This is a genomic window from Xenorhabdus sp. PR6a (assembly GCF_028599065.1).
Taxonomy (GTDB): Bacteria; Pseudomonadota; Gammaproteobacteria; order Enterobacterales; family Enterobacteriaceae; genus Xenorhabdus; species Xenorhabdus doucetiae.
On sequence record NZ_JAQRFJ010000003.1, the window covers coordinates 44,147 to 70,781 of the forward strand.

Annotated in this window: 21 protein-coding genes; 12 read left to right on the forward strand and 9 right to left on the reverse strand. The window is 42.9% G+C overall.

Annotated features, from left to right (window positions below; genetic code table 11):
* Window positions 1–12 precede the first annotated feature (12 nt).
* The 3 genes from lolA to serS all read left to right on the forward strand — a co-directional run bounded on the left by lolA (window position 13) and on the right by serS (window position 3,329).
* Window positions 13–624 carry an outer membrane lipoprotein chaperone LolA gene (gene lolA, locus PSI15_RS01455; protein WP_045973379.1) on the forward strand — a complete coding sequence of 204 codons (612 nt, stop codon included), beginning with the start codon at window positions 13–15 and terminating at the stop codon, window positions 622–624.
* 8 nt (window positions 625–632) lie between these two features.
* Entirely contained in the window at window positions 633–1,976 is a 1,344-nt protein-coding gene (locus tag PSI15_RS01460) for a replication-associated recombination protein A (protein WP_273581989.1), read from the forward strand.
* 63 nt (window positions 1,977–2,039) lie between these two features.
* Window positions 2,040–3,329 (forward strand): serine--tRNA ligase, encoded by a 1,290-nt coding sequence (gene serS, locus PSI15_RS01465; RefSeq protein WP_273581990.1) that lies wholly within the window; start codon window positions 2,040–2,042, stop codon window positions 3,327–3,329.
* A gap of 64 nt (window positions 3,330–3,393) precedes the next feature.
* Here the strand turns inward: serS and PSI15_RS01470 are convergent, their stop codons facing one another.
* The 6 genes from PSI15_RS01470 to ycaO form a co-directional block, all read right to left on the reverse strand.
* Window positions 3,394–4,224, reverse strand: coding sequence for a BPSS1780 family membrane protein (locus tag PSI15_RS01470; protein ID WP_273581991.1), 831 nt, complete (start codon window positions 4,222–4,224; stop codon window positions 3,394–3,396).
* Window positions 4,225–4,356: 132 nt separating this feature from the next.
* Entirely contained in the window at window positions 4,357–5,172 is an 816-nt protein-coding gene (locus PSI15_RS01475) for a BPSS1780 family membrane protein (protein ID WP_273581992.1), read from the reverse strand.
* Window positions 5,173–5,616: 444 nt separating this feature from the next.
* The gene (pflA, locus tag PSI15_RS01480; RefSeq protein ID WP_273581993.1) at window positions 5,617–6,357 is read right to left on the reverse strand and encodes a pyruvate formate lyase 1-activating protein; all 741 of its coding nucleotides are present in this window, start codon (window positions 6,355–6,357) and stop codon (window positions 5,617–5,619) included.
* A 139-nt stretch (window positions 6,358–6,496) separates the two neighbouring features.
* On the reverse strand, window positions 6,497–8,779 hold the full coding sequence (gene pflB, locus PSI15_RS01485) for a formate C-acetyltransferase (protein ID WP_273581994.1): 2,283 nt from the start codon (window positions 8,777–8,779) through the stop codon (window positions 6,497–6,499).
* A 54-nt stretch (window positions 8,780–8,833) separates the two neighbouring features.
* Window positions 8,834–9,691, reverse strand: coding sequence for a formate transporter FocA (gene focA, locus PSI15_RS01490; RefSeq protein WP_273581995.1), 858 nt, complete (start codon window positions 9,689–9,691; stop codon window positions 8,834–8,836).
* 324 nt (window positions 9,692–10,015) lie between these two features.
* A complete protein-coding gene (gene ycaO, locus PSI15_RS01495; protein WP_273581996.1) occupies window positions 10,016–11,779 on the reverse strand; it encodes a 30S ribosomal protein S12 methylthiotransferase accessory factor YcaO in 1,764 nt (587 codons plus the stop codon).
* A gap of 147 nt (window positions 11,780–11,926) precedes the next feature.
* Between ycaO and ansB the strand changes: the two genes are divergently transcribed.
* The 6 genes from ansB (at window position 11,927) to ihfB (ending at window position 18,807) form a co-directional block, all read left to right on the forward strand.
* On the forward strand, window positions 11,927–12,970 hold the full coding sequence (gene ansB, locus PSI15_RS01500; protein WP_273581997.1) for an L-asparaginase 2: 1,044 nt from the start codon (window positions 11,927–11,929) through the stop codon (window positions 12,968–12,970).
* A 296-nt stretch (window positions 12,971–13,266) separates the two neighbouring features.
* Window positions 13,267–14,355: a 3-phosphoserine/phosphohydroxythreonine transaminase gene (gene serC / locus PSI15_RS01505; RefSeq protein WP_273581998.1), complete on the forward strand. Its 1,089-nt coding sequence runs from the start codon at window positions 13,267–13,269 to the stop codon at window positions 14,353–14,355.
* 75 nt (window positions 14,356–14,430) lie between these two features.
* The gene (aroA, locus tag PSI15_RS01510; protein ID WP_273581999.1) at window positions 14,431–15,735 is read left to right on the forward strand and encodes a 3-phosphoshikimate 1-carboxyvinyltransferase; all 1,305 of its coding nucleotides are present in this window, start codon (window positions 14,431–14,433) and stop codon (window positions 15,733–15,735) included.
* A gap of 154 nt (window positions 15,736–15,889) precedes the next feature.
* Window positions 15,890–16,576 carry a (d)CMP kinase gene (cmk, locus tag PSI15_RS01515; protein WP_273582000.1) on the forward strand — a complete coding sequence of 229 codons (687 nt, stop codon included), beginning with the start codon at window positions 15,890–15,892 and terminating at the stop codon, window positions 16,574–16,576.
* Window positions 16,577–16,770: 194 nt separating this feature from the next.
* Complete coding sequence (gene rpsA, locus PSI15_RS01520) at window positions 16,771–18,444, forward strand: 30S ribosomal protein S1 (protein WP_045969972.1); 1,674 nt, start codon at window positions 16,771–16,773, stop codon at window positions 18,442–18,444.
* A 72-nt stretch (window positions 18,445–18,516) separates the two neighbouring features.
* A complete protein-coding gene (gene ihfB / locus PSI15_RS01525) occupies window positions 18,517–18,807 on the forward strand; it encodes an integration host factor subunit beta (protein WP_045969974.1) in 291 nt (96 codons plus the stop codon).
* A 19-nt stretch (window positions 18,808–18,826) separates the two neighbouring features.
* On the opposite strand, the gene PSI15_RS01530 is transcribed toward ihfB, so the two are convergent.
* The 3 genes from PSI15_RS01530 to PSI15_RS01540 all read right to left on the reverse strand — a co-directional run bounded on the left by PSI15_RS01530 (window position 18,827) and on the right by PSI15_RS01540 (window position 21,066).
* Window positions 18,827–20,077 carry an MATE family efflux transporter gene (locus PSI15_RS01530; protein ID WP_273582001.1) on the reverse strand — a complete coding sequence of 417 codons (1,251 nt, stop codon included), beginning with the start codon at window positions 20,075–20,077 and terminating at the stop codon, window positions 18,827–18,829.
* A complete protein-coding gene (locus PSI15_RS01535; RefSeq protein WP_273582002.1) occupies window positions 20,067–20,609 on the reverse strand; it encodes a hypothetical protein in 543 nt (180 codons plus the stop codon). Before PSI15_RS01535 ends, PSI15_RS01530 begins: the two co-directional genes overlap by 11 nt.
* Before the next feature lie 94 nt (window positions 20,610–20,703).
* Complete coding sequence (locus PSI15_RS01540) at window positions 20,704–21,066, reverse strand: multinuclear nonheme iron-dependent oxidase (RefSeq protein WP_337928435.1); 363 nt, start codon at window positions 21,064–21,066, stop codon at window positions 20,704–20,706.
* Window positions 21,067–21,448: 382 nt separating this feature from the next.
* On the opposite strand from PSI15_RS01540, the gene PSI15_RS01545 reads away from it, so the two are divergent.
* Genes PSI15_RS01545 through lpxK form a run of 3 tightly spaced genes read left to right on the forward strand, consistent with a single transcriptional unit; the run spans window position 21,449 to window position 26,576 of the window.
* Entirely contained in the window at window positions 21,449–23,794 is a 2,346-nt protein-coding gene (locus tag PSI15_RS01545) for a ComEC family protein (RefSeq protein ID WP_273582004.1), read from the forward strand.
* 35 nt (window positions 23,795–23,829) lie between these two features.
* The gene (gene msbA / locus PSI15_RS01550; protein ID WP_273582052.1) at window positions 23,830–25,578 is read left to right on the forward strand and encodes a lipid A ABC transporter ATP-binding protein/permease MsbA; all 1,749 of its coding nucleotides are present in this window, start codon (window positions 23,830–23,832) and stop codon (window positions 25,576–25,578) included.
* Window positions 25,575–26,576 (forward strand): tetraacyldisaccharide 4'-kinase, encoded by a 1,002-nt coding sequence (gene lpxK, locus PSI15_RS01555; protein ID WP_273582005.1) that lies wholly within the window; start codon window positions 25,575–25,577, stop codon window positions 26,574–26,576. Before msbA ends, lpxK begins: the two co-directional genes overlap by 4 nt.
* The last annotated feature ends 59 nt before the right edge of the window (window positions 26,577–26,635 follow it).

Sequence of the window (26,635 nt, forward strand, 5' to 3'; positions counted from 1 at the left end):
GGTATCTCGCACATGAAAAAACTGATGTTGATTGGTTGTCTGATAATGGGTGTGAGCATAGGTTCTGCCTGGGCTGATGCGACGCAGGATCTACAAGGGCGCCTGGGAAAGGTGAATAGCTTTCATGCCAGTTTTACGCAAACAGTGACGAGTAATGATGGTTCGACGATCCAAAAAGGAGCAGGGGAACTTTGGATCAAACGTCCTAATTTGTTTAACTGGCACATGACCTCACCTGATGAGAGTGTTTTGGTTTCTGATGGTAAAACGTTGTGGTTTTATAATCCTTTTGTTGAACAGGTGACTGCAAATTGGTTAAAAGAAGCCACAGGAAATACGCCATTTATGCTTATTGCGCGTAACGATCCTGCCGACTGGAAACAGTACAAGGTTGTGCAAAACGGCAATCACTTTGAACTCATGCCACATAATACCAATGGCAATTTAAAACATTTTTCAATTACCGTGACACCAGAAGGCACAATCCAAAAATTTACTGCCGTTGAACAGGATGGGCAAAAAAGTGCTTATCAATTGCAAGGGCAACAAAATACCCACGTGGATGCGGCGAAATTCAAATTTATCGTGCCAGAAGGTGTCACGCTGGATGATCAACGCCAGTGAGGTCTTAAGTGAACAATCTTTCTCTCGATTTTTCACAGAATGAATTTCAGCCACTGGCCGCAAGAATGCGGCCAGTCACATTAGAAAATTATATCGGCCAGCAACACTTGTTGGCGGAAGGAAAACCGCTGCCACGGGCAATCCGAGCGGGCCTCCTCCACTCCATGATCTTATGGGGACCGCCCGGAACAGGGAAAACGACACTGGCTGAAATTATGGGTTATTACGCGCAAGCGGATATTGAACGTATTTCGGCCGTCACTTCTGGCATAAAAGAGATCCGTGAATCGATAGAAAAAGCCCGGCAAAACCGTCATGCAGGGCGCAGAACCATCTTATTTGTCGATGAGGTTCACCGATTTAACAAAAGCCAGCAGGATGCGTTCTTACCCCATATCGAAGACGGTACGATCACATTTATTGGTGCAACGACCGAAAATCCTTCCTTTGAATTAAATTCAGCCTTGTTGTCACGAGCGCGTGTTTATTTATTGAAATCACTTTCAACGGCAGAAATTGAACAGGTGCTGATTCAGGCCATGAACGATGCAGAGCGAGGTATTGGTGGGCAAGATATTGTATTACCAGACAATACTCGCCAGATGATAGCAGAGCTGGTGGCGGGAGATGCTCGTCGCTCACTGAATTTGCTCGAAATGATGTCGGATATGGTGGAAACCAATGCGCAAGGGCAACGGGTTTTGACACCGGAATTGTTAAAAGAAGTGAGCGGGGAACGGAGTGCCCGGTTTGATAATCAAGGTGATCGATATTACGATCTAATTTCTGCCCTGCATAAATCCATCCGTGGTTCAGCGCCTGACGCGGCACTTTACTGGTATGCCCGCATTATCACCGCCGGTGGTGATCCCCTTTATGTTGCCCGCCGGTTACTGGCCATTGCTTCTGAAGATGTGGGCAATGCTGATCCACGCGGAATGCAGATAGCTATTGCGGCGTGGGATTGTTTTACGCGTGTAGGGGCGGCCGAAGGGGAAAGAGCGATTGCACAGGCCATTGTCTATCTTGCTTGTGCACCGAAAAGTAATGCGGTTTATACCGCATTCAAAGCCGCGATGGCGGATGCGCAGAACAAACCCGATTATGACGTGCCTGCCCATTTGCGTAATGCCCCGACTAAGCTGATGAAAGACATTGGGTTTGGGGAAGAGTACCGTTACGCTCATGATGAAGCGAATGCCTATGCGGCTGGCGAAGTCTATTTTCCACCAGAAATGCAGCAAACCCGTTATTATCACCCGACGGCCAGAGGGCTGGAAGGTAAGATTGGTGAGAAATTAAACTGGTTAATGGAACAGGATCAAAATAGCCCGATAAAACGCTATCGTTAATTTTCTTGATACGGTAAGGTTCATACCTAACACTTTTTCAATAACAACAAGCACAGGACTAGCATGCTCGATCCAAATATACTGCGTAATGAGCTAGACGCAGTCGCCGAAAAACTGGCTCGCAGGGGTTATACCCTTGATGTGGAGACGCTGCGCCAACTCGAAGAGCGCCGCAAAGTTTTACAAGTTGAAACTGAAACCCTGCAAGCAGAACGTAATTCCCGATCGAAGGCTATTGGTGCAGCGAAAGCCCGTGGTGAAGATATTGAACCACTGCGTCAGGAAGTGAATCAGTTGGGAGAAAAACTGGATTCAGCAAAAGCTGAACTGGAGACCTTGCAGGCTGAGATCCGTCATATCGCATTAAGTATGCCAAATATCCCAGACGATTCTTCTCCGGATGGAAAAGATGACAGTGATAATCTGGAAATCAGTCGTTGGGGTGAACCACGTCAATATGATTTTGAAATCAAAGATCATGTCTCACTGGGTGAGTTGACCGGCGGCCTTGATTTTGCGGCAGCGGTTAAATTAACAGGTTCACGTTTCGTCGTCATGAAAGGTCAGATTGCTCGTCTGCACCGTGCCATCGCGCAGTTTATGCTGGATCTGCATACTGAACAGCATGGTTATCTGGAAACTTATGTGCCTTACTTGGTTAACCATGACTCTCTGTATGGTACGGGGCAGTTACCTAAATTTGGTGAAGATCTGTTCCACACCCGGCCATTGGAAGAGGAAACTGGCAGCCATTATGCCCTGATCCCAACGGCGGAAGTGCCCGTGACTAACTTAGTTCGTGATGAAATTCTGGATGAAAGTATGTTGCCGCTGAAGATGACGGCGCATACTCCTTGCTTCCGTTCTGAAGCTGGCTCTTATGGCCGTGATACCCGTGGCCTTATTCGTATGCATCAGTTTGATAAAGTTGAACTGGTTCAGGTTGTTCATCCTGAGAAATCCATGGAAGCACTGGAAGAACTGACAGGGCATGCGGAAAAGGTATTGCAGTTACTGAATCTTCCTTACCGTAAGATGCTGTTGTGCACGGGTGATATGGGTGCGAGCGCAAGAAAAACTTACGATCTGGAAGTTTGGTTACCGGCGCAAAATACTTATCGTGAAATCTCCTCTTGTTCCAATATGTGGGATTTTCAGGCTCGTCGTATGCAGGCGCGTTTCCGTGGTAAAGAGGACAAGAAAACGCAGTTGGTGCATACACTGAACGGTTCTGGTCTGGCGGTAGGTCGTACTCTGGTTGCTGTGATGGAAAACTATCAGCAGGCCGATGGTCGTATTGAAATCCCGGAAGCATTGCGTCCTTATATGAATGGATTGGAATATATTGGTTAATGCCATTTTATTCATAATCAAAAAGCGCCGAATATGGCGCTTTTTTTACGAGTCCTATCATGAATTAATTTTTTATCGCTATCTCATCTTTTTGAGATTCTTGTTTATAAAAAACACGACGATAAGAGGAGTAAGAGGTGACCAGAGTCAATGGAGTTATGAATAGAACCCCTAAAAAAAGAGGGATCATAGAAATAACGAACAAAAGATAGAGAAAAATAATAAATAGTATTACACCCAAGAAGTTTTTCCAGAAAGCATTAAGACTCATTGAAAGCGCTTTTCCTACATTAAAATCTTTTAATATAATTAATGCAGGCGAAAACCAAGAGTATGCAGTGGAGAAAAACAAGGAAATTAGGAGAGCACAAAACGATAAAAATGATGTTTCTGAATTATCGTGAATGGCTATTAGGTCATAATTGAAATATGAGTAGAGATCTTCGAAAACAACCTGATAGATATTATTACCGTCCAGCAGAGCAGAAACAACATTCCCCAGTATCTTTATTCCACAAACAATGAGACCCACCGTCAATAGAGTGCCAAATTTATAACGGAAACCAAAAAGTAGCTTTCCTAATTTAAATTTACCTGTCGTTCTTTGTGTTTCACAAATGGCAATAATTCCGGCAAAGAATAGTGGCTCCAGTAAATCAGGCAGGAGAAAACCAAATTTAGGAATGAATAAAATACCTAAACTGATAACACCATAGATAATTCCCATTAAGATCCACATACCAAGTTTGGGAGAGATAAAATGCCAGGCATCACCTATCCAGGCAATAGCCGCGCTTGCTCCAATGGCTTGACCATTGGGAATGAAAATAGTGTTCTCATTAACTGAGTTATTATGTGATTTTTCTGAATCAGGAGAAAGATTTTTATTATCCATTATTTTTCCTTATGTTAATAATGGTTCCAACTCAACTTTAATGTTTTCATTCCAACATGCAATGTCAGAAAAATAGTAATAAAAAAGCGCTAAAAACAGCGCTTTTTACATATCAATATCTATTGGAAATATTTAGCTAATCAAGCGAGATTTTGTCTCTTGAGATTCTGGCGAATAAAAGATACTGCGATAGGAAGTATAATAAGTTGCCATATAAAGAGGGAGAGTAACAATTAAACCTAACCCAATTGGAATAGCAGAAATTCCCATCAGAATGCCTATCAGCAAGAAGAAGAGAAAACCAGCGAAGAGGTTTTTCTTGACTGCGCTCAGGCTCATCGATACTGCTTCACCAAATTTTAAATCATTAATGATAATCAGGGCAGGCGCAAACCAGCTAAATGCAGCGGCAACGATGCTAAAGAGTAATATAACCAATATTGCCAGCATGAGAGTAGACAAGCCTCCCATTAATAACATTGGATCAGGATCTTGCCCAGTTAAAATGATTTGTATTAGGCTTGTGCCGCCAAGCATGACAGCAGCAATACCACCCAGTATATATATACCGATAACAAGTCCACCGACGGCCACTAATGAACCAAGTTTATTCTTAAACCCGTGGAAAAGTAATTCTATTTCAAAATCACCGGTTGTTCTTTGCTTTTCACTGGCAGCAATAAATCCAGCAATAAATACCGGACCAAACAGGGCACCGACGATACCGCCAGCAGGCACGAACTGTAAAGCCATTATAATGATAAAATAGATAAAGGTTAGCAATATCCATTTCACTGGCTTTGCCTTAAACATTTCCCACGCATTACCAATCCATTCTGTCGCAGCTCCAGCCCCCACGGCACGGCCATCTGGAATAAATGTATCTTTCTCTTTGCTCAAAGAGACGTTGTTCTCTCCTGAGTTGAAATTCATATCATGAGTATCCATATCTTTTCCGATTTATTTTACTGAATGGCAATTGTTGAATTGACTTTTCTCTATGCCTGTTTTATTGGCACAAGTTGTTATAGAAGGCGGCGGGATTATCATATAAAAATTATTAATCAACAAGTGTTAATTTTAATCTTTATCAATGGAATAGAGATGTTTTTATAGGTAATAATGAATATAGGCAGGATTTTTTATTAATTATTTGAATATCATTTTAGCTTAATTTTCTAATTTATCTCTACATAAAGTAAATGATTTCATTTTGCTGTCATATATTGTCTGTTTTTAGAATAAAATATTTTTCTCCTTATTGTTAGATTATTCTGATCTATGCTTTATTTTGACCATAGCAAACTGACCTCAAATGATTGAGAATCAGTTTTTATGCAGAATGACAGATTACTCTATTAATTAGAGGGTTAGAGGATAAGGAGGGGGAATCTAATAGATTACATGATGACCATAACGGCTCAAAATGTCTTTTACTCGTTCCATTGTCTCTTTTGAGGGCGGTTTAATACCTTCCAGTTGATATTCCTCACCCATGGCAATCCATTTATGTTTACCCAGTTCGTGGTAGGGCAAGAGTTCTATTTTTTCAATATTTTTCATTTCCTTGGTGAATTCACCCAGTAAATGAACGGATTGATCATCATCCGACCAACCGGGAACGACAACATAACGGACCCAAGTTTTTTGATTACGTTTTGCCAGATAACGGGCGAATTCAAGCGTCCGGTGATTGGATACACCCACTAATTTTTGGTGAATATCATCGTTAAGCTGTTTTAGATCCAGCATAACCAAATCGGTAACATCCAATAGTTCATCGATCACCGGATCATAACGGCGCACAAAGCCATTGGTATCCAGACAGGTATGAATGCCTTCTTCATGGCACGCCCTGAACCAGTCACGTACAAATTCCGCCTGAAGAATGGCTTCACCACCGGAAGCGGTGACGCCGCCGCCCGAAGCATTCATAAAATGGCGATAGGTCGTTGCTTCTTTTATTAATTCTTCAACCGTGACGGTTTTTCCGCCGTGGGTATCCCAAGTATCGCGGTTATGGCAATAGAGGCAGCGCATAAGGCAGCCTTGGAAAAACGCGATAAAGCGGATACCGGGGCCATCGACGGTGCCGCAAGATTCAAAAGAGTGGATACGGCCAAGTACGGACATGAAGGGATTTCTCCAAAACTGACAAGCGAATAAAGGCCCCAAGTATTAAGGAGCCTTTAGTGTATGTCATTTTATTTCAATGGAACATAATGACATGCTGAGGTAACGCGATTTTAATTCACTCTATTTCAAGTCATTATCAAATAGATTGAGTAAATGTACGGGTGATAACGTCCCGTTGTTGTTCTTTCGTCAAAGAGTTAAACCGCACCGCGTAGCCCGATACGCGAATAGTCAACTGAGGGTATTTCTCAGGATTTTCCATGGCATCCAACAGCATTTCGCGGTTCATCACGTTGACGTTCAGATGCTGGCCCCCTTCGATATCCGCTTCGTGATGGAAATAACCATCCATCAGACCCGCCAGATTGGCTTTACGCACTTCATCATCTTTACCCAACGCATTAGGTACGATAGAGAACGTGTATGAAATACCATCTTTGGCATAGGCAAACGGCAGTTTAGCCACTGAAGTCAATGACGCCACGGCACCTTTCTGATCGCGCCCGTGCATTGGGTTAGCTCCGGGTCCAAATGGTGCGCCGGCACGACGTCCATCAGGTGTATTACCCGTTTTCTTACCATAAACCACGTTTGAGGTAATGGTCAGCACCGACTGTGTTGGAACGGCATTGCGGTAGGTTTGCAGCTTCTGAATTTTCTTCATGAAACGTTCAACCAGATCACACGCGATATCATCGACACGGGGATCGTTGTTACCGAATTGTGGGTATTCACCTTCAATGTTGAAATCAACTGCCAGCCCATCTTCATCGCGGATTGGGGAAACTTTCGCATATTTAATCGCAGACAGTGAGTCAGCAGCAACAGATAGGCCGGCGATGCCACACGCCATGGTACGGACCACATCACGATCATGCAGTGCCATCAATGAAGCTTCATAGCTATATTTATCATGCATGTAGTGGATGATGTTCAGCGCCGTGACATACTGTTTTGCCAGCCAATCCATGAAGTGATCCATGCGATCCATCACTTTATCGTAATCCAGCACGGCGTCTTTCATGGGTTCGGCTTTCGGGCCAACCTGCATTTTCATTTTTTCATCCACACCGCCGTTGATGGCATACAGCATGGTTTTTGCAAGGTTTGCGCGGGCGCCGAAGAACTGCATTTGCTTACCCACCACCATTGGGCTGACACAACACGCGATAGCATAATCATCGCTGTTGAAGTCAGGGCGCATCAGGTCATCATTTTCATATTGCAGGGATGACGTATCGATCGAGACTTTTGCGGCAAACTTTTTAAAGTTAATGGGCAGTTTTTCAGACCACAGGATGGTCATGTTAGGTTCCGGGGACGGCCCCATGGTATAGAGCGTATTCAGGAAACGGAAACTGTTTTTGGTTACCAGAGTACGCCCATCCAAGCCCATACCCGCCAGTGATTCGGTTGCCCAAATAGGGTCGCCGGAGAACAGCTCATCATATTCTGGTGTACGCAGGAAACGTACCATGCGCAATTTCATGACCAAATGATCGATCAGCTCTTGAGCTTGTTGTTCGGTCAATTTACCTGCCCGAATATCACGTTCGATGTAGATGTCCAGGAAGGTGGAAACACGGCCAAAGGACATCGCCGCCCCGTTTTGGGATTTAACGGCGGCCAGATAAGCGAAATAAGTCCATTGCACGGCTTCTTTGGCATTGGTGGCAGGATTGGAAATATCATAGCCATGTTTAGCCGCCATCTCTTTGATTTGACCCAGGGCACGATGCTGTTCGGCAAGCTCTTCCCGCAGGCGAATGGTCGCTTCTAAATCTTCGCCGTTTTCCAATTTTTCCTGCAAGGAGGTGAATTGAGCAAATTTCTCATCGCGCAGGACGTCGATACCGTATAACGCAACGCGACGGTAATCGCCGATAATGCGACCACGGCCGTAAGCATCAGGCAGGCCGGTCAAGACACCCGATTTACGGCATTTCAGGATATCTGGGGTGTAAACATCGAATACCCCTTGGTTATGCGTCTTACGATATTCAGTGAAAATTTGTTTCAGTTTTGGGTCGAGTTCGCGATCGTAAGCTTTACAGGAACTTTCAACCATTTTAATGCCACCAAAGGGAATAATGGCACGTTTCAGTGGCGCTTCGGTTTGTAGGCCAACGATTTGTTCCAACTCTTTCTCAATATAACCGGCATCATGAGAGGTAATGGTAGACGCAACGTCAGTATCAAAATTTACCGGTGCATGGGTGCGGTTTTCGATTTTGATACCTTCCATGACTTTTTCCCACAAAACGTTTGTCGCTTCTGTGGCACCCTCAAGGAATGATTCATCCCCTTCATATGGGAGATAATTCTTCTGGATGAAATCACGAACATTGACTTCATTCTGCCAGCTACCCTCGTTAAAGCCTTGCCATGCTACAGAAAATTTTTTGTTTAACTCGGACATGATACTTCTACCTTTTGACAGTGGAAATTTTAAGAAATCTGATAGAGAGGCAACTTACTGTTTTTTGTCGCCACGTAAATACATCAACCAATAAGCCAACCCGACCAATACCGCACCGCCAATAATGTTACCTATCGTGACAGGGATCAGGTTATCAGTAATAAAACTGGAAACGTTCAGTTGGGGAAATTTTTCAGGGGTTGTCCCTGCTTGCTGCCAAAATGCTTCTGGGGCGAAGTTTTTGATTATGATCCCGAACGGAATTAAAAACATGTTAGCGATACTGTGTTCAAAACCACTCGCAACAAACATGCCAATGGGCAGGATTAATGCAAATAGCTTATCGATCAAACTGCGTCCGGCATAGCTCATCCAGACAGCCAGGCATACCATCAAGTTGGCTAAAATCCCCAGGCATACGGCCTCGACAAAAGAGTGGTGCATTTTGTGATCTGCGGTCTGTAAGACATTCAAACCCCAAGCCCCATTGTCGACGGCATATTGGCCGGAATACCAAATCAAGGCGACGAAAAACAGGGCACCAATCAGATTACCGATATACACGTTAATCCAGTTTTTGAACATTTGAGACCAAGTGATACGTCCTGTCGCTTTTGAAATGATCGTCAATACGGTGGAAGTGAAGAGATCGACACCACATATCACCACTAACATCAGGCCAAGGGAGAAACAGATCCCGCCGGTTAATTTCGCTAATCCATAAGGAACAGAAGAGGTTCCGGTTGTTGCCGTAATATAAAAAACAAAAGCAATGGAAATAAACACACCTGCCATGATTGCCGATAAGTAAGTCACTGCGGGATGTTTATGGACTTTATAGACACCACTATCATCAGCGATTTGTGCCATTACAGCAGGCGGAAATAAATTAAAAGGGTTGTCAGTTTTCATACTAACACGCTTTTTATCCTTGATTAATTATAGCACGCCTTGATAGTAACAAACGGGCATTGGCCTGAATTTGATATGGATCATATTAAGCTGAAAATCTAATGAAGTATGGCAGGATAAACGAGATGATTTTATGATAACTTAATGATTTATAATGATAAATATTTTTTAATTTTTATAGAAATATTTTATATTGGTGCTTTTGGTCTTTTGGAGGTTAAAAGTAAAATAACAGGTTAAATTGTCATTTATTTGTTATTTAAAAATAAATTGTATTTAACCTGAAATTTACTTTTTATCGTTAATAAGCGTTAATACAACAGTTTATTTATTGAACCAAAATTCACGTTTGGCTTTTTGCAGTTTCTCATAAGCATTCAGTAATGCTTGATGAGCGGGCAATGCTTTTAATTCTGAATCAATAGCCCATAGGCCATGGAAGCAGTTTTCTCCGGCAAGCGCAGCAGAAGCCGCATCGACCGTGTCTTGGCCGTACATTTTGACAAATGCCTGATAATATTGCTCTGGTTCGCGATCGTCTTCTTGGGTCAACAGCAACAGCGTTTGCAGACAGCGATAGTAGTTAGCGCGTTCCGCCGTGAAAACAGAAGCATTAAAATCTTGTGTCCACTCAACCCAAATCAGTGCTTGCTCCAAATCGTTGCCAGCCAGTGCCAGCATGGATTTCAATTCACCAATACGCAGGTTGCTCCAGCCGTTATCTTTACCCGCCGCAATGCCCAATAACTCACGGACACGGGTGAAGTCATCCAAACCTTCATCATCTAACTGTTCGAGGAAAGCCAAATATTCTTCTGGCTGCCATTGGCTTTCCGGCAATGCCAGAATGGTGTCGCGCAGATGAGTTCCCATGGTGTTATTGGCAATGTGCAGATCTTCGACCGGATAAATATCGGACATGCCGGGCACCAGAATCCGGCAGGCGTAAACGCCAAGATGCTCATAATCAGCAACATAAACTTCTGCATCCAGTTGATTGAAGATCCCCATCAGGGTGGTGAACTCTTCCTCTGTCGTTCCGCTGAAATTCCAGTCGGCAAACTCATAATCGGCATCTTGCTTAAACAGATCCCAACTGATTGCACCGCTGGAATCGATAAAATGAGTTTCCAGATTAGTATGCTCAGAAACTTCCTCATCATCAAAACTTGGCGGAGTGAAGACATCCAAATCTTTCAGGCTACGGCCTTGCAGCAGTTCTGTGACTGTGCGCTCCAGTGCAACACCAAAATCAGGATGGGCGCCAAAGGAGGCAAAACAAGTGCCATTATTAGGATTGAACAGGACGACGCAAATGACGGGAAATTGCCCACCCAGTGAAGCATCGTAACAATAGAGCGGGAAGCCTTCTTCCTGCAATTTATTGACCGATGCCACCACACTTGGGTAGCGATCCATTATCTCTTGTGGAATTTCAGGCAAACTGATGCATTCTGCGATAATGCGGTTTTTCACATAGCGCTCGAAGACTTCCGATAATCCCTGAACACGTGCTTCATTCATGGTATTGCCGGCTGACATGCCGTTTGAAACGTACAGGTTTCCGACAATATTCATTGGAATATAAATCGTTTGATGATCTGACAGGCGAGTGAATGGCAGGGCACAGATCCCACGCTCTTCATTACCCGATTGCAGATCAACTAACTGGCTGGCGCAAAGCGCGTTATCTGGATTGTAAAAACGATGCAGGCGTTCGTCTAAAATCCCCTCTGGCAGAGCGTCATCTTCCGGCAACGGGAACCATTTTTCATTTGGATAATGAACAAATTCGCCATTGGCAACGGTATCGCCCAGATAAAAATCAGCAAAGAAATAGTTTGTCGATAGACGCTCAAAATATTCTCCCAATGCAGAGGCCAAGGCCGCTTTTTTGCTGGCACCCTTACCATTTGTAAAGCACAGTGGGCAGTCACGATCGCGGATATGTACTGACCAAACATTCGGGACAGGATTCAGCCATGAGGCCTCTTCAATATTAAAACCAAGAGACTCCAGTTTGTGCTGAAAGCGGCTAATGGAGTCTTCCAACGCGGCATCTTTGCCTGGGATATAGGTCTGCGTCATCGTGATTCACTTCAATGTATGTTAAAGGCGCATATCATACGGCGTTTTTTTTATCCGCTCTATCAATTCCCAAAAATTATTGTTAATTAGAGTTTATTTATTGTGAGTTTACATAATAAAATGGCTTTTTTTACAAGAGGTTGAATAATGAAAAAGACTAAAATAACAGCAATCGCCGGTTTTCTGGCTTTAGTTAGTGGTTCTGCTTTCGCTCTGCCAAACATTACGGTTTTGGCAACAGGTGGCACGATTGCCGGGGGTGGTGAATCTGCAACTCAATCGAATTATACCGCGGGTAAAGTAGGCATTGATGCCCTGCTGAATGCGGTACCGGCAATTAAAAATATTGCGGATTTGAAAGGCGAGCAGGTTGTCAGCATCGGTTCTCAGGACATGAACGATCAGGTGTGGCTGACTCTGGCGAAAAAAATCAACGCAGATTGTGACAAAACCGATGGTTTTGTTATCACCCATGGTACTGACACCATGGAAGAAACGGCATATTTCCTCGATCTGACCACACAATGTCAGAAGCCTGTCGTGATGGTGGGGGCAATGCGTCCATCGACTGCGCTGGGTGCTGATGGTCCGTTAAACCTGTACAACGCAGTGGTGGTTGCGGCTGATAAAAACTCAGCAAACCGTGGTGTTTTGCTGGCGATGAATGATTCCGTTATTCATGGCCGTGACATTGGTAAACTGAGCACAACTGAAGTTCAAGCGTTCCAGCCTGTGAATGCGGGTGCACAGGGTTTCATTCACAATGGTAACGTACACTACTATTCTGCGGCATCAGTCAAGGCCGGCAAAGCTGCTTTCGATGTGAGCAAGCTGGATAAATTGCCAAAAGTTGGCATCGTTTATAACCATTCCAACGCCTCTGATCTGCCGGCCAAAGCATTTGTTGAAAATGGCTATCAGGGTATTGTCAGTGCCGGCGTCGGTAACGGTAATATCTATAAGTCCATTCTTGACACACTGGCGACAGCCGCTAAAGAGGGCGTAGTTGTTGTTCGCTCCAGCCGTATTCCTTTCGGTTATACCACTCAGAATGCGGAAGTTAACGACAGCAAATATGGTTTTGTCGCATCAGAGCGTCTGAACCCACAGAAAGCGCGCGTTCTTCTGCAATTGGCTCTGACGCAAACTGCTGATGCTGCAGAAATTCAGGAAATGTTTAATAAATATTAATTCCTGATTGAAGTCTATAAAAAGGCGCATTTGATGCGCCTTTTTATATTCCAATTATTTCTTACATTCATCAATAATTTTCTTTTTTAAATAAAAACCAATATTACTCAGACTATTTTCTTTGACGTTTTCTTATTTTGGTTATAACTCATTGTATTATTTATCATAAGATGATTCATCAACGAGTTATGCTATAGGTTTCAACAAATGTTTAATAACCGTTGCAGCGCCACGGCGGGAGTGATAAAACCAATACGTCCGATTTTATTGTATCCATTGATAGGGTGAAGTTAATAATGAGTCAGGTATATAATTTCAGCGCTGGTCCAGCTATGTTGCCAGCAGAAGTATTACGACGTGCAGAGCAGGAACTTTGCAACTGGCACGGCTTGGGGACATCGGTAATGGAAATCAGCCACCGCAGCAAAGAGTTTGTGGCTGTTGCAGCCGAGGCAGAAAAAGATCTCCGAGATTTATTAGCAATACCTGAGAATTACAAGGTGCTGTTTTGTCACGGTGGTGCCCGTGGGCAATTCTCAGCGTTACCACAAAACTTTTTGGGTAGTAAATCGACAGCAGATTATATTGTGAGTGGCTACTGGTCTGAATGTGCAGCGAAAGAAGCAGAAAAATATTGCACGCCAAATATCATTGATATCAGGGCAGAAACGGATGGTGTCAAAAGTGTGAAGTCGATGAGTGAATGGGCCTTGAGCAGCGATGCGGCCTATATCCATTATTGTCCGAATGAAACGATTGACGGCATTGCCATTTTTGAAGAGCCTGATTTTGGTGACGATAAAATTGTCATTGCCGATTACTCTTCAACCATTCTCTCTAATCCCATTGATGTTAGCCGTTATGGGGTTATCTATGCCGGGGCACAAAAAAATATTGGGCCAGCAGGCATAACTGTTGTCATTATCCGTGAAGATCTATTGGGTAAAGCCCACCCGCATACGCCATCTATCTTGGATTATACGGTACTGGCCCAATATGACTCTATGTATAACACGCCACCGACATTTGCATGGTATCTGTCCGGCATGGTCTTCAAATGGTTAAAAGAGCAAGGCGGGTTACAAGAAATCAGCAAACGTAACCATGCAAAAGCCGAACACCTCTATCGCGCGGTTGATAACAGCAAGCTGTATATCAACCGCGTTGCCCCGGAAAACCGTTCTATCATGAATGTCCCATTCCAACTGGCTAACCCCGCGCTGGATAGCCAGTTTCTGGAAGAAGCCTATGCGCACGGGCTACATGCGTTGAAAGGGCACAAAGTTGCAGGGGGCGCTCGTGCTTCCATTTATAACGCCATGCCTTATGAAGGTGTAAAAACATTGGTTGAATTTATGGCTGATTTTGAACGCCGCAACGCATAATGTTTTATCGTCGGGAGGGATAACGCCTCCCGCTCTCGATTATCCCAATGAAAAAACCGGAGATTCCCCGTTATTATGCAATCCCTGACGTTACAACCCATTTCCCGTATTAATGGAACAATTAATTTGCCCGGTTCTAAGAGTGTGTCTAACCGCGCTTTGCTACTGGCTGCGTTTGCCAAGGGGACAACCCGGCTCACCAATTTATTGGACAGCGATGATATCCGTTACATGCTTAATGCTTTGACTACATTGGGTATTTCCTACCGCCTATCCGCTGACCGTACTGTCTGTGAAGTCGAGGGGATTGGCGGTCGCATTACGGGCAAAAGCGGTATTGAATTGTTCCTCGGTAATGCCGGCACCGCAATGCGTCCATTGGCTGCGGCGCTATGTTTGGGAGAGGAATGTCTGGGTGAAAACATAAGCGTGGTATTGACCGGCGAACCTCGGATGAAAGAGCGTCCCATCGGTCATTTGGTCGATGCACTGCGCCAAGGCGGGGCAAAAATTGATTATCTTGAACAGGAAAATTATCCTCCCTTGCATATCAAGGGGGGATTTTCGGGCGGCAAAATTACCGTTAACGGCAGTGTCTCCAGCCAATTCCTGACCTCTTTGCTGATGGCTGCGCCATTGGCGAAAAACGACACGGAGATCCGCATACAAGGTGATTTGGTGTCGAAACCTTATATTGATATTACGCTGGCACTCATGAAAAGTTTTGGTGTAACAGTGGCCAATGAACACTATCAGGTTTTTCACATTCAAGGTCAGCAGCAATATTGGTCTCCGGGGCAGTATTTGGTGGAAGGTGATGCTTCATCAGCATCTTATTTTCTGGCCGCAGCCGCCATTAAAGGTGGCACCGTTCGTGTTACGGGCATTGGCAAAAATAGCCTGCAAGGGGATACCCAATTTGCCAATGTGCTGGAACAGATGGGGGCGACTGTTCGTTGGGGGGATGATTTTGTCGAATGCGAACGTGGCACATTGATCGGTATTGATATGGATATGAATGCCATTCCTGATGCGGCAATGACGATTGCGACAACCGCATTGTTTGCACAGGGAGACACCGTTATCCGCAATATCTATAATTGGCGGGTAAAGGAAACGGATCGGCTGAATGCGATGGCAACGGAATTACGAAAAATAGGTGCCGAAGTGGAAGAAGGGCATGATTATCTTCGAGTTTCTCCACCAGAAAAACTCAATCATGCTGAAATTGAAACCTATAATGATCACCGAATTGCAATGTGTTTTTCGCTGGTGGCCCTATCGGACACCCCAGTCACCATCCTTGATCCAGGCTGTACAGCAAAAACATTCCCAGATTATTTCAATCGGCTTGAAAAGCTCAGTCAATACACAAAATAAATAGAGATGGAAATAAATGGGCTTTGCCTGTTTTTCTCACCTGTTGAGCACCGTATAATAAGGCCGATTTTTATTGCTTGCTAATTAAGCAATTTTTTGCATTCGGTAGATGACCTGTCTGTTATACGAATGTTATGCGAAAAGGAGGATAATAATGGTGGCAATAGCCCCAGTAATAACCGTTGATGGGCCAAGTGGTGCTGGCAAGGGAACGCTATGTCAGGCATTGGCTGAAGCGTTAGATTGGCAATTACTTGATTCAGGTGCCATTTATCGTGTATTGGCACTGGCAGCCATCCATCATCAGGTGGATATCCAGTCTGAAGACGCTCTGGTTCCTCTGGCAGCAAACCTGGACGTTCGTTTTGTGCCTGAAAATGGTAAGCTCCGGGTGATTCTGGAAGGCGAAGATGTCAGCAATGAAATTCGTACCGAAACCGTTGGAAACACAGCTTCACAGGCGGCGACATTCCCACGTGTCCGTGAAGCGCTCTTGCGTCGGCAGAGAGCTTTCCGTATTGCGCCTGGGCTGATAGCCGACGGCCGTGACATGGGAACCATCGTGTTTCCTGACGCACCAGTGAAAATATTTCTTGATGCAAGCGCGCAAGAACGAGCTCGCAGACGCATGTTACAGTTGCAGGAGAAAGGTTTTAGTGTTAATTTTGAAAACCTTTTGTCCGAAATACAGGAGCGGGATTTCCGCGACCGCAATCGGGCAGTTGCGCCTTTAGTGCCTGCACAAGATGCATTGATCTTGGATTCGACCAGCATGTCTATCGAAGAAGTGATTGATAAAGCACTGACTTATGCGAGAAACGCGCTGGAAATACCCGCATAATCGTTAATTTTCGTAAATACACGCTTGCAGTCGTGTATCAAGAAGATGTATATAGAATTCTGGTGTATTGGTAGTGAAATATGCTGGTACACTAAAAACACCTTGTAACAGGGAAAAGTTGCGAGGCATGTAAAACAACCCCATTCGGCTGGAAGCTAAATGGACGTTAATTAAAAAACTTGAAGATCATTAACATGACAGAATCTTTTGCTCAACTCTTTGAAGAATCCCTACAGGTTATCGAAACTCGCCCAGGTGCCATCGTTCGTGGCGTCGTAGTTGCTATCGATAAAGACGTTGTATTGGTTGACGCAGGTCTGAAATCAGAATCTGCAATTCCTGTAGAACAATTCAAAAATGCTCAGGGTGAGCTGGAAATCCAAGTTGGCGATGAAATCGACGTAGCTCTGGATGCGGTAGAAGATGGTTTCGGTGAAACTATCCTGTCCCGTGAGAAAGCGAAACGTCACGAAGCATGGCTGATGCTGGAAAAAGCATACGAAGAAGCTGAAACTGTCACTGGTATTATCAATGGCAAAGTAAAAGGCGGCTTCACTGTAGAACTGAACGGTATCCGTGCATTCCTGCCAGGTTCACTGGTTGATGTTCGCCCTGTCCGTGACACGGCTCACCTTGAAGGCAAAGAGCTTGAGTTCAAAGTCATCAAGCTGGATCAGAAACGCAACAACGTCGTTGTTTCTCGTCGTGCAGTTATCGAATCTGAAAACAGCGCAGAACGTGATCAGCTGCTGGAAAACCTGCAAGAAGGCATGGAAGTTAAAGGTATCGTTAAGAACCTGACTGACTACGGTGCGTTCGTTGATCTGGGCGGCGTTGATGGCCTGCTGCACATTACTGATATGGCTTGGAAACGTGTTAAACATCCAAGCGAAATCGTCAATGTGGGCGATGAAATCACAGTTAAAGTACTGAAATTCGACCGTGAGCGTACTCGTGTATCTCTGGGTCTGAAACAACTGGGTGAAGATCCATGGGTAGCAATCGCTAAACGTTATCCAGAAAGTACTAAACTGACTGGTCGCGTAACTAACCTGACTGACTACGGCTGCTTCGTTGAAATCGAAGAAGGCGTTGAAGGTCTGGTACACGTTTCAGAAATGGATTGGACCAACAAAAACATCCACCCATCCAAAGTTGTTAACGTTGGTGACGTTGTGGAAGTTATGGTTCTGGATATCGATGAAGAACGTCGTCGTATCTCCCTGGGTCTGAAACAGTGTAAAGCTAACCCTTGGCAGCAATTTGCTGAGACTCACAACAAAAATGACCGTGTTGAAGGCAAAATCAAGTCTATCACTGACTTCGGTATCTTCATCGGTCTGGACGGCGGCATCGACGGTCTGGTTCACCTGTCTGATATCTCCTGGAACGTTGCAGGTGAAGAAGCAGTTCGTGAATACAAGAAAGGCGACGAAATCGCTGCTGTAGTTCTGCAAGTCGATGCAGAGCGTGAGCGTATCTCTCTGGGCATCAAGCAACTGGCAGAAGATCCATTCAACAATTACCTGTCTGTAAACAAGAAAGGTGTAATTGTGACTGGTAAAGTCACTGCAGTTGACGCAAAAGGTGCTACAGTTGAATTAGCTGACGGCGTTGAAGGTTACCTGCGTGCATCAGAAGCTTCTCGTGACCGCGTTGAAGATGCAACTCAAGTTCTGAACGTTGGCGATGAAGTTGAAGCTAAATATGTTGGCGTTGATCGCAAAAACCGCGTAATCAACCTGTCTGTTCGTGCAAAAGACGAAGCTGATGAAAAAGACGCTATCGCTTCTGTGAACAAACAAGAAGATACAAACTTCGCTAACAACGCAATGGCTGAAGCTTTCAAAGCAGCTAAAGGCGAATAATCTAAGTCAATAACGGCGGGTAATATTTTCGAACGGGAGTATTACCCGAATACGGTAGTTTAGGGAGGTACCATGACCAAGTCTGAATTAATCGAAAGACTTGCGGAGCAACAATCTCACATGCCGGCCAAAGCCGTTGAAGATGCAGTGAAAGAAATGCTTGATCATATGGCAGAAACATTAGCCGCAGGTGAACGTATTGAAGTTCGCGGATTCGGCAGCTTTTCTCTTCACTACCGGGCTCCGCGTGTGGGTCGTAACCCGAAAACAGGTGATAAAGTGGAATTGGACGGTAAATATGTTCCCCACTTTAAACCGGGTAAAGAGTTACGTGACCGCGTGAATATCTATAGCGATAGCTAAGATATCAGTTATTACTTAATTAAACTAACGGCACCTTAGGGTGCCGTTTTTTGTTATGGGAAAAATAGTTAACAAAATAAAGAATACAAAATATACTTGCCAGGATATTACCCAACATCATAAATTTGATAATGTTTGCAACTGGATCATCATCAATTGAAAAAATGAATGATAATGGAACCCCAATAAATATTAATGATAGCCTGAATAATGGAGGGATCTGTGATATACCATATACTCTAAGAGTCGAAATGAAGACTTGAGCTATACCGTCAAATGCAATTACACCAATAGATAAAATAAAATACTGAATTAGTAATTGATTCTTGTAACCTAAATAAGCATAAGACAATAATGGTGTGATGAAATAAAATAAAAATGAAAAAGCTAAAATGTAAATAAAAGCTTGTTTAAGATAGCTAACGGTAACAACTCTAATATTATCATTCTCTTTTGACAATGAGATTGTCAATGATATTGTCAATCCAATAAAAATAACAGATATTGTATTCATGAAATTCAGAGTTAAACCGAAAAATGCCGAAAATTCTGTTTTCATGTTGTTTGAAATATATATTATCAGAAGTGATAATCCACTTGTAAAACAGAGGCTGGTTATAGCATTACTTCTTCCTAATATTAAAAGCTCCTGATTTAATCCTTTAATTTTTTTTGGTGATAATTTGATTTTTTCCTTTAAAAGTAAATGAAGTAAAGGAATTAATATTAATAACCTGATAAAACAGGTTGATGTTGAAACGGCTATCGCACTATTATCAATCCACTGAATAAACACATAATTTAAGAACAGATTTCCAATTGAGCTATATAGTGTGATTACAAGAACTTTTTTTTCCAGCTTAATAGTTTCTAATATATTAGAAAAACAGATTGATATGCATAATGGAAAAATACTAATACTTAGAATAAGGTATGTTTTAAGCGCTTCAATATCATGATGAAGAATAGGAGCTATGAGCAGGCTAATAATGAAAAGGCTAATGGCAAGGTAAATTGAATATCTTAAAATACCTTGTATATATTTTTCTCTTTCTTGGTGATTGGTTCTGCCAATGATTATATTAATTCCAATGCTGAGCATGATTGATAAAATAATAAAAATTTGGCTCAATTGAGCAGCGACAGAAAAATTTTTCACATATTCATTTCCTTGATGTCCTAACATAACCATATCGCAGAAAGGCAATGACAAAGCAATAAAACGAGTTGATGAGATGATGAGTGCCCTCGAAATGAAATCAGTTTTCATTTTTATTCTCCATTAATTTCGGAATGTCATCATCTTCGCTTAACTCCCAAAAGAAGAAGCTATGGCTATCAATAGGATAGTTATTTTTATCTACTTCTATATAAAAAACTTCACGAAATTGATCTGCCAGAGTTGATTTTTGAGCACCGAATAATTTATCATTTAATTCACCATATAAAATTAAGATTGTTATATTTCTTGATTTGTTCATGTATGTCCATTGTGAACAAGAAAGAAACAATAGTTCTTCTTTGATTTTTATCTCTACAGAAATATAATTTATATTAAGATATTTAATCAATGAAATACCTATCCGCCAATCTGTAGGTTCATTATTTTTATAACACCACGAAATAAAACCATAATAAATATGATTATCATTAATATTAAAGTGAGAAATAATATCAGGAAATACACTTTTTATCAGAGACCTGGAAGCATCAATGATTAAATCTCTGTATTGTATTTCCAATAAGCTCATGAAATTATTGCCATTTGGGTGAATAATCGATTTATAAAATATTTCATTCATAAAATCACCTACTAACTGATTGTATGTCTTGAGACCAATCTGATATATTGAAATTATCATCACGTTCTACAGAAATTGTTTCAATATTATTAGATCATATAATCTTTTCTAGAAATTTTTTAGATTCTAAATTAATACAGGTATTATGTGTATCTCTGAATAAGTTCCCTATAGTACATGGCTCGAAACCTGCAATGTGATAATGCTGTGTATTAGAAAATAGAGAAAACCAGTTTTCTTTTAATTCGTTCCCATTTTTTTCAGCAACTACAGCATTCGAGATATCAAAGAGTAATTGGCAATCGGTTTTATTTATTAAACGATGATAAAATGATGACTGTGAACGTTCTTGAGGGATCACTGATGGATAATTTTCTAATAACAATGAAACACCTAACATTGATTGCCACAAAGCTATTTTATTACTCACCCAATCAAAATGACGTTCATAATTAATATCCTAGTTAATATGGCTTTAAATATATTTGGTTAAAATAACCACTACAGAAAGTACCCCAACTTTAGATAACATTCAATTGACATGCATCACATTTTTGAACTTTTATTAACAAGTATGTAATATTTATTTAACATCTTGTTGTTTTTATTGTGGTTGTGAAAATATTAATCCGGCTGCGATTTTGAGCAGGCCTTAAGTCCAGTAATCATGCGGCTTTCAGGACTGATGGAGCAGATGTGAATAACCAGGTACTTATTGGGCGGTAAAGTGAAACTGATTTGCGAAGCGCCTCTAAGATCAGCCTAATTTAGTTGGCAGTGAATCGGCGTCTGGAATAAATTCTATTGCGTGAATGGAATATCAATATAGAGACAAACGGATGCAGTCTACGATTTTTGGTTATTTTTTCTCTGGTTGGCGCAGGCCTCTACCCATTATCAGTTTAAATAAAGCTGCTGTGGCTATTATTTTGGGAACAATCCCTCTTTTATTATTTGGCGAATTACCTCAATGGAGTGATCTCCTTATCTTAGCGAGTGTGGCATTTGTTTTATGGTTTATTCCCTATAAATCGAGTCGCCTGATTTCGCTGGTATTATGGATGTTGATTTTGGGATGTTGGCATGCTCATCAAATTTTATCGGAAATGACTTATTTCAGCGAAACTTCCCGCACTGCAACCGTTATGGTTGATAGTGTATCGTTGGAAAATATCACAGCGAAAAAAGAGGAGAATGGTAAAACGGCGCGTTATCGTATCCGGCTGATTGAGAGCAATGGGAAATATATTTTTCCTGCCTTATACGCATCAGTATCATGGGACTCTCAGGAGTTGCTGTGTGCGGGTCAGAAATGGCAGGTGACAATGAAACTCAGACCTGTTCATGCTCAATTAAATCAGGGTAGTTATGATAGCCAACGCTATTTACTTTCTATTCGGCAGCCGTTGAATGGAAAAGTTATTAAGGCAAAACCCCTCAATAGAGACTGTAACCTTCGGCAAAATTTCATTAATAAATTGCTACCAGAAATTCAGCCTCTAAAACAGTCTGGTATTACGTTAGCACTGGCGTTTGGTGAAAGGGCGTGGTTGGATAAATCGACTCGTTTGCTATTACAGCAGACAGGCATTGCTCATCTGATGGCAATTTCAGGGCTGCATATTGCAATGGCCAGTTTATTTGGCTGGAGTTTTGCGAGAATAATACAATTTTTCTTTCCTGCAAAATGGATTGGATTTCGTTTTCCATTAATCATGGGTTGGTTAATGGCAATATTGTATGGATGGCTGTCTGGCTGGGGAATTCCAGCCGTTCGGGCAATATTGGGGCTAACCTTGTGGATTTATTTACGCTGTAAAAGCCAGCTTTGTTTTTCATGGCAATGGGCTTTATGGGGTGCCGCACTGATTTTACTTTCCGATCCCTTAGCCATTCTTTCTGACAGCTTCTGGCTCTCATTTACTGCGGTGATGGCACTGTTATTTTGGTTTCACTGGATGCCTTTGCCAGAAAGAATTCGTCGCGGTTGGCAGTGGGCATGGTTGCGTGGATTGCATATGCAGTTGGGCCTGATGTTAATGTTGTTACCGTTGCAGCTTTTGTTATTTCAGGGCGTTAATATTGCATCATTGGTGGCTAATTTATGGTCTGTCCCGATTATCTCTTTTGTCTCTGTGCCATTAATTATGTTGGGGATAGTGGGTATTTTTCTTCCGTTTATCCAACCATTCTTATGGCAACTTGTTGATTACAGTATTTTATTTTCCCTGATACCTTTACCTGCCTTGATGCATTCATGGTTTGAAACAGGGCACTATCCTGTTGTGATGACGCTTGCTGGCTGGTTTTTCGTTGTGATTTGGCGGTTAAGTTGGTGGCGATCTTATAAATGGTTATTGGGGATTTGCATTGGAATTATTGCGTGCTATTCCAAACGTTCCAATGATTATCAATGGCGCTTCTCAATGCTGGATGTGGGGCATGGATTAGCTGTGGTGATTGATAAGGGAGGAGAAGCGATCATTTTCGATACGGGCAATCGTTGGGAAACGGGCAGTATGGCAGAAAAAGTCATTGAACCTTATTTGCGTTGGCATCGGTTAACACCAGGGCAAATCATCCTTAGTCATGATCATTTGGATCATACGGGAGGAATGGAATATCTGATCAAAAAATATCCTGATGTCCAAATCAGAAGTCCTTCGTTAAATCAGGCTCATTTGCCTTGTGTCCGCGGTGAACAGTGGACATGGCAGGGATTAAATTTTGCCGTCCTCTGGCCACCAGAAAAGACAGCGATTGTGGGCAATAATCAATCTTGTGTGATCCACATTGATGATGGTAAGCACAGTCTATTATTAACCGGAGATCTGGAAAAGCAGGGAGAATACCGTTTATCGGCGCTTGAGAAAAATCATCTGCATGCAACCGTACTACAAGTGCCTCACCATGGGAGCAACACTTCTTCTACCCCCGTATTTATACGTAGAGTGATGCCCCAATATGCTTTGGCTTCAGTTGCACGCTATAGCCCGTGGAGACTGCCTTCCGTGAAAGTGAAACAACGTTATAAAAATGCCGAAATTGAGTGGCATAGTACAGCCGTTTCTGGTCAGATAACTGGCTATTTTCATCGTGACCACATTAAATTAAAAGGTTATCGACAACAAATAGTATCACGGTGGTATCATCAGTGGTTTGGTAATCGTGGCGATCATGAGTAGAATGACCCGCTATTTCTTTTGGTTTTGGTAACTCAATAATGAATGATAAAGACCTTTCTACTTGGCAGACCTTTCGCCGATTGTGGCCGATCATCACTCCTTTCAAGGTCGGTTTGTTAGTTGCGGCGGTTGCGCTGGTTATGAATGCTGCCGGTGATACATTGATGCTTTCTTTGTTGAAGCCTTTGCTTGATGAGGGTTTTGGCAAGGCAGACATGAGTGTATTGAAGTGGATGCCACTGGTTGTGATCGGGTTGATGTTGTTGCGTGGCATATCTGGTTTTGTATCGAGTTATTGTATCTCTTGGGTATCAGGCAAAGTCGTCATGCAGATGCGTCGCCGCCTGTTTAATCATATGATGGGAATGCCTGTTTCTTTTTTTGACCAGCAATCCACGGGAACGTTGCTTTCCCGTATTACCTATGATTCAGAACAAGTTGCTTCCTCTTCCTCCGGCGCATTAGTGACGGTTGTCAGGGAAGGGGCATCAATTATTGGCCTGTTTATCCTGATGTTCTATTACAGTTGGGAACTCTCCCTGATCCTGATCGTCATTGCGCCGATAGTGGCGGGTGTGATTCGCCTGGTTTCTGTGCGTTTTCGTAATATCAGTAAAAGTATGCAAAACAGCATGGGAATGGTGACAACCAGTGCCGAACAGATGCTGAAAGGGCATAAAGAAGTTTTGATTTTTGGTGGTCAAAAAGTTGAAACTGAACGTTTCAACAAAGTCAGCAATCATATGCGTCAACAGGGTATGAAGATGGTCTCTGCTGATTCTGTTTCAGATCCGATTATTCAGCTTATTGCGTCTTTTGCACTGGCATTTATCCTGTATGCGGCCAGTTTTCCTGAAATTATGGGGGCTTTAACCGCAGGGAAAATCACTGTTGTGTTTTCATCCATGATTGCCCTGATGCGTCCATTGAAATCCCTGACTAACGTTAATTCTCAATTTCAACGTGGTATGGCGGCGTGTCAGACGTTATTTACTATTTTGGATATGGAGCAGGAAAAAGACGACGGTAAATTAGAAATCAAAAAGGCAAAAGGCAATATTGAATTCCGTGATGTCACTTTCTGTTATCCAACCAAGGATCATCCTGCCCTGAACCATATTTCAATGACTATCCCAGCGGGAAAAACCATTGCATTAGTCGGGCGTTCAGGATCAGGTAAATCGACAATTGCTAATCTCCTTACGCGTTTTTATGACGTGAATAAGGGGGGCATTATATTGGATGGTCATGACCTGCGCGAATATACACTGGCCTCACTGCGTAACCAAATTGCGCTAGTGTCGCAAAACGTACATCTATTCAATGACACCGTTGCCAATAATATTGCTTACGCCAGCGAAGGACAATTTAGTCGTGAAGAGATCGAGCGAGCGGCAGAAATGGCTTATGCAATGGACTTTATCAAAAAGTTGGATAACGGCCTTGATACCATGATTGGTGAAAATGGGGTTTTGCTTTCCGGCGGACAGCGTCAGCGTATTGCCATTGCTCGTGCTTTATTACGTGATTCTCCGATTTTAATTTTGGATGAAGCCACCTCTGCATTGGATACCGAATCTGAACGTGCAATTCAGGCGGCATTAGATGAATTGCAGAAAAACAGAACTTCATTGGTCATTGCTCACCGTCTTTCTACCATTGAAAATGCCGATGAAATTATCGTCATTGAAGATGGTAATATTATAGAGAAGGGAAATCATGCCACTTTGTTGGGGCGAGAAGGTGCCTATGCACAGTTATATAAGATGCAATTTGGCCAATGATTGAACGCATATGGTCAGGCCGCTCATGGCTTTACATCGCATTACTCCCATTATCAGCCCTTTATGGGCTGGTAAGCGGTTTACGCCGTTTAAGCTATAAACTAAGGTTGAGCCGCTCTTGGCAAGCACCAGTGCCTGTTGTGGTTGTCGGTAATTTGACAGCAGGCGGAAATGGTAAAACACCGGTTGTCATTTGGCTGGTTGAACAGTTGCAACAAAAAGGCTATCGAGTTGGCGTTGTTTCGCGTGGTTATGGTGGGAAGTCGAAACATTACCCGCTACTGGTGACCGATGAAGTGACAACGGCACAAGCCGGTGATGAACCGGTTTTAATTCGCCGTCGTACTGGTGCACCTGTTGCGGTAGCTCCAAAGAGAGCTGAAGCTATTCAAGCATTATTGACACACGCGCCGGTTGATATCGTCATTACCGATGATGGCCTTCAACATTATGCCTTGCGGCGTGATTATGAAATTGTGGTGATTGATGGTGTTCGTCGTTTTGGTAATGGCTGTTGGTTGCCGGCCGGCCCCATGCGAGAATTGGCAGGGCGCTTGAATAGCGTTAACACGATCATTGTTAATGGCGGAACAGCAGAAGCAGGTGAATTACCCATGACTCTAAAGGGAGATTTGGCGGTTAACTTGCTGACGGGCGAAACACGAAAAGTCGCAGATATTCCCAATCGCATTGCGATGGCAGGCATTGGTCATCCACCGCGTTTTTTTGCAACATTACAGCAATTAGGCGCTAGCTTGCAGAAAACATACGCTTTTGCTGATCATAAGCTTTACGAAAAATCTCAATTGTTAGCTTTGGCCAATAGCAAGCAAAATTTGTTGATGACAGAAAAGGATGCGGTTAAATGCTTCCAGTTTGCACAACCTAACTGGTGGTATTTGCCTGTATATGCTGACTTGCCAGAGGAAAAAGGGCAAAAAGTATTGAACGATATTTGTGCTTTACTGCCAGCATTAAATATTGCCAATAATAACTGACATGCCAAAATTGTCGATCATTTCCTTATTCCTCGCATTGCAGGAGTAAGGGATTTTCA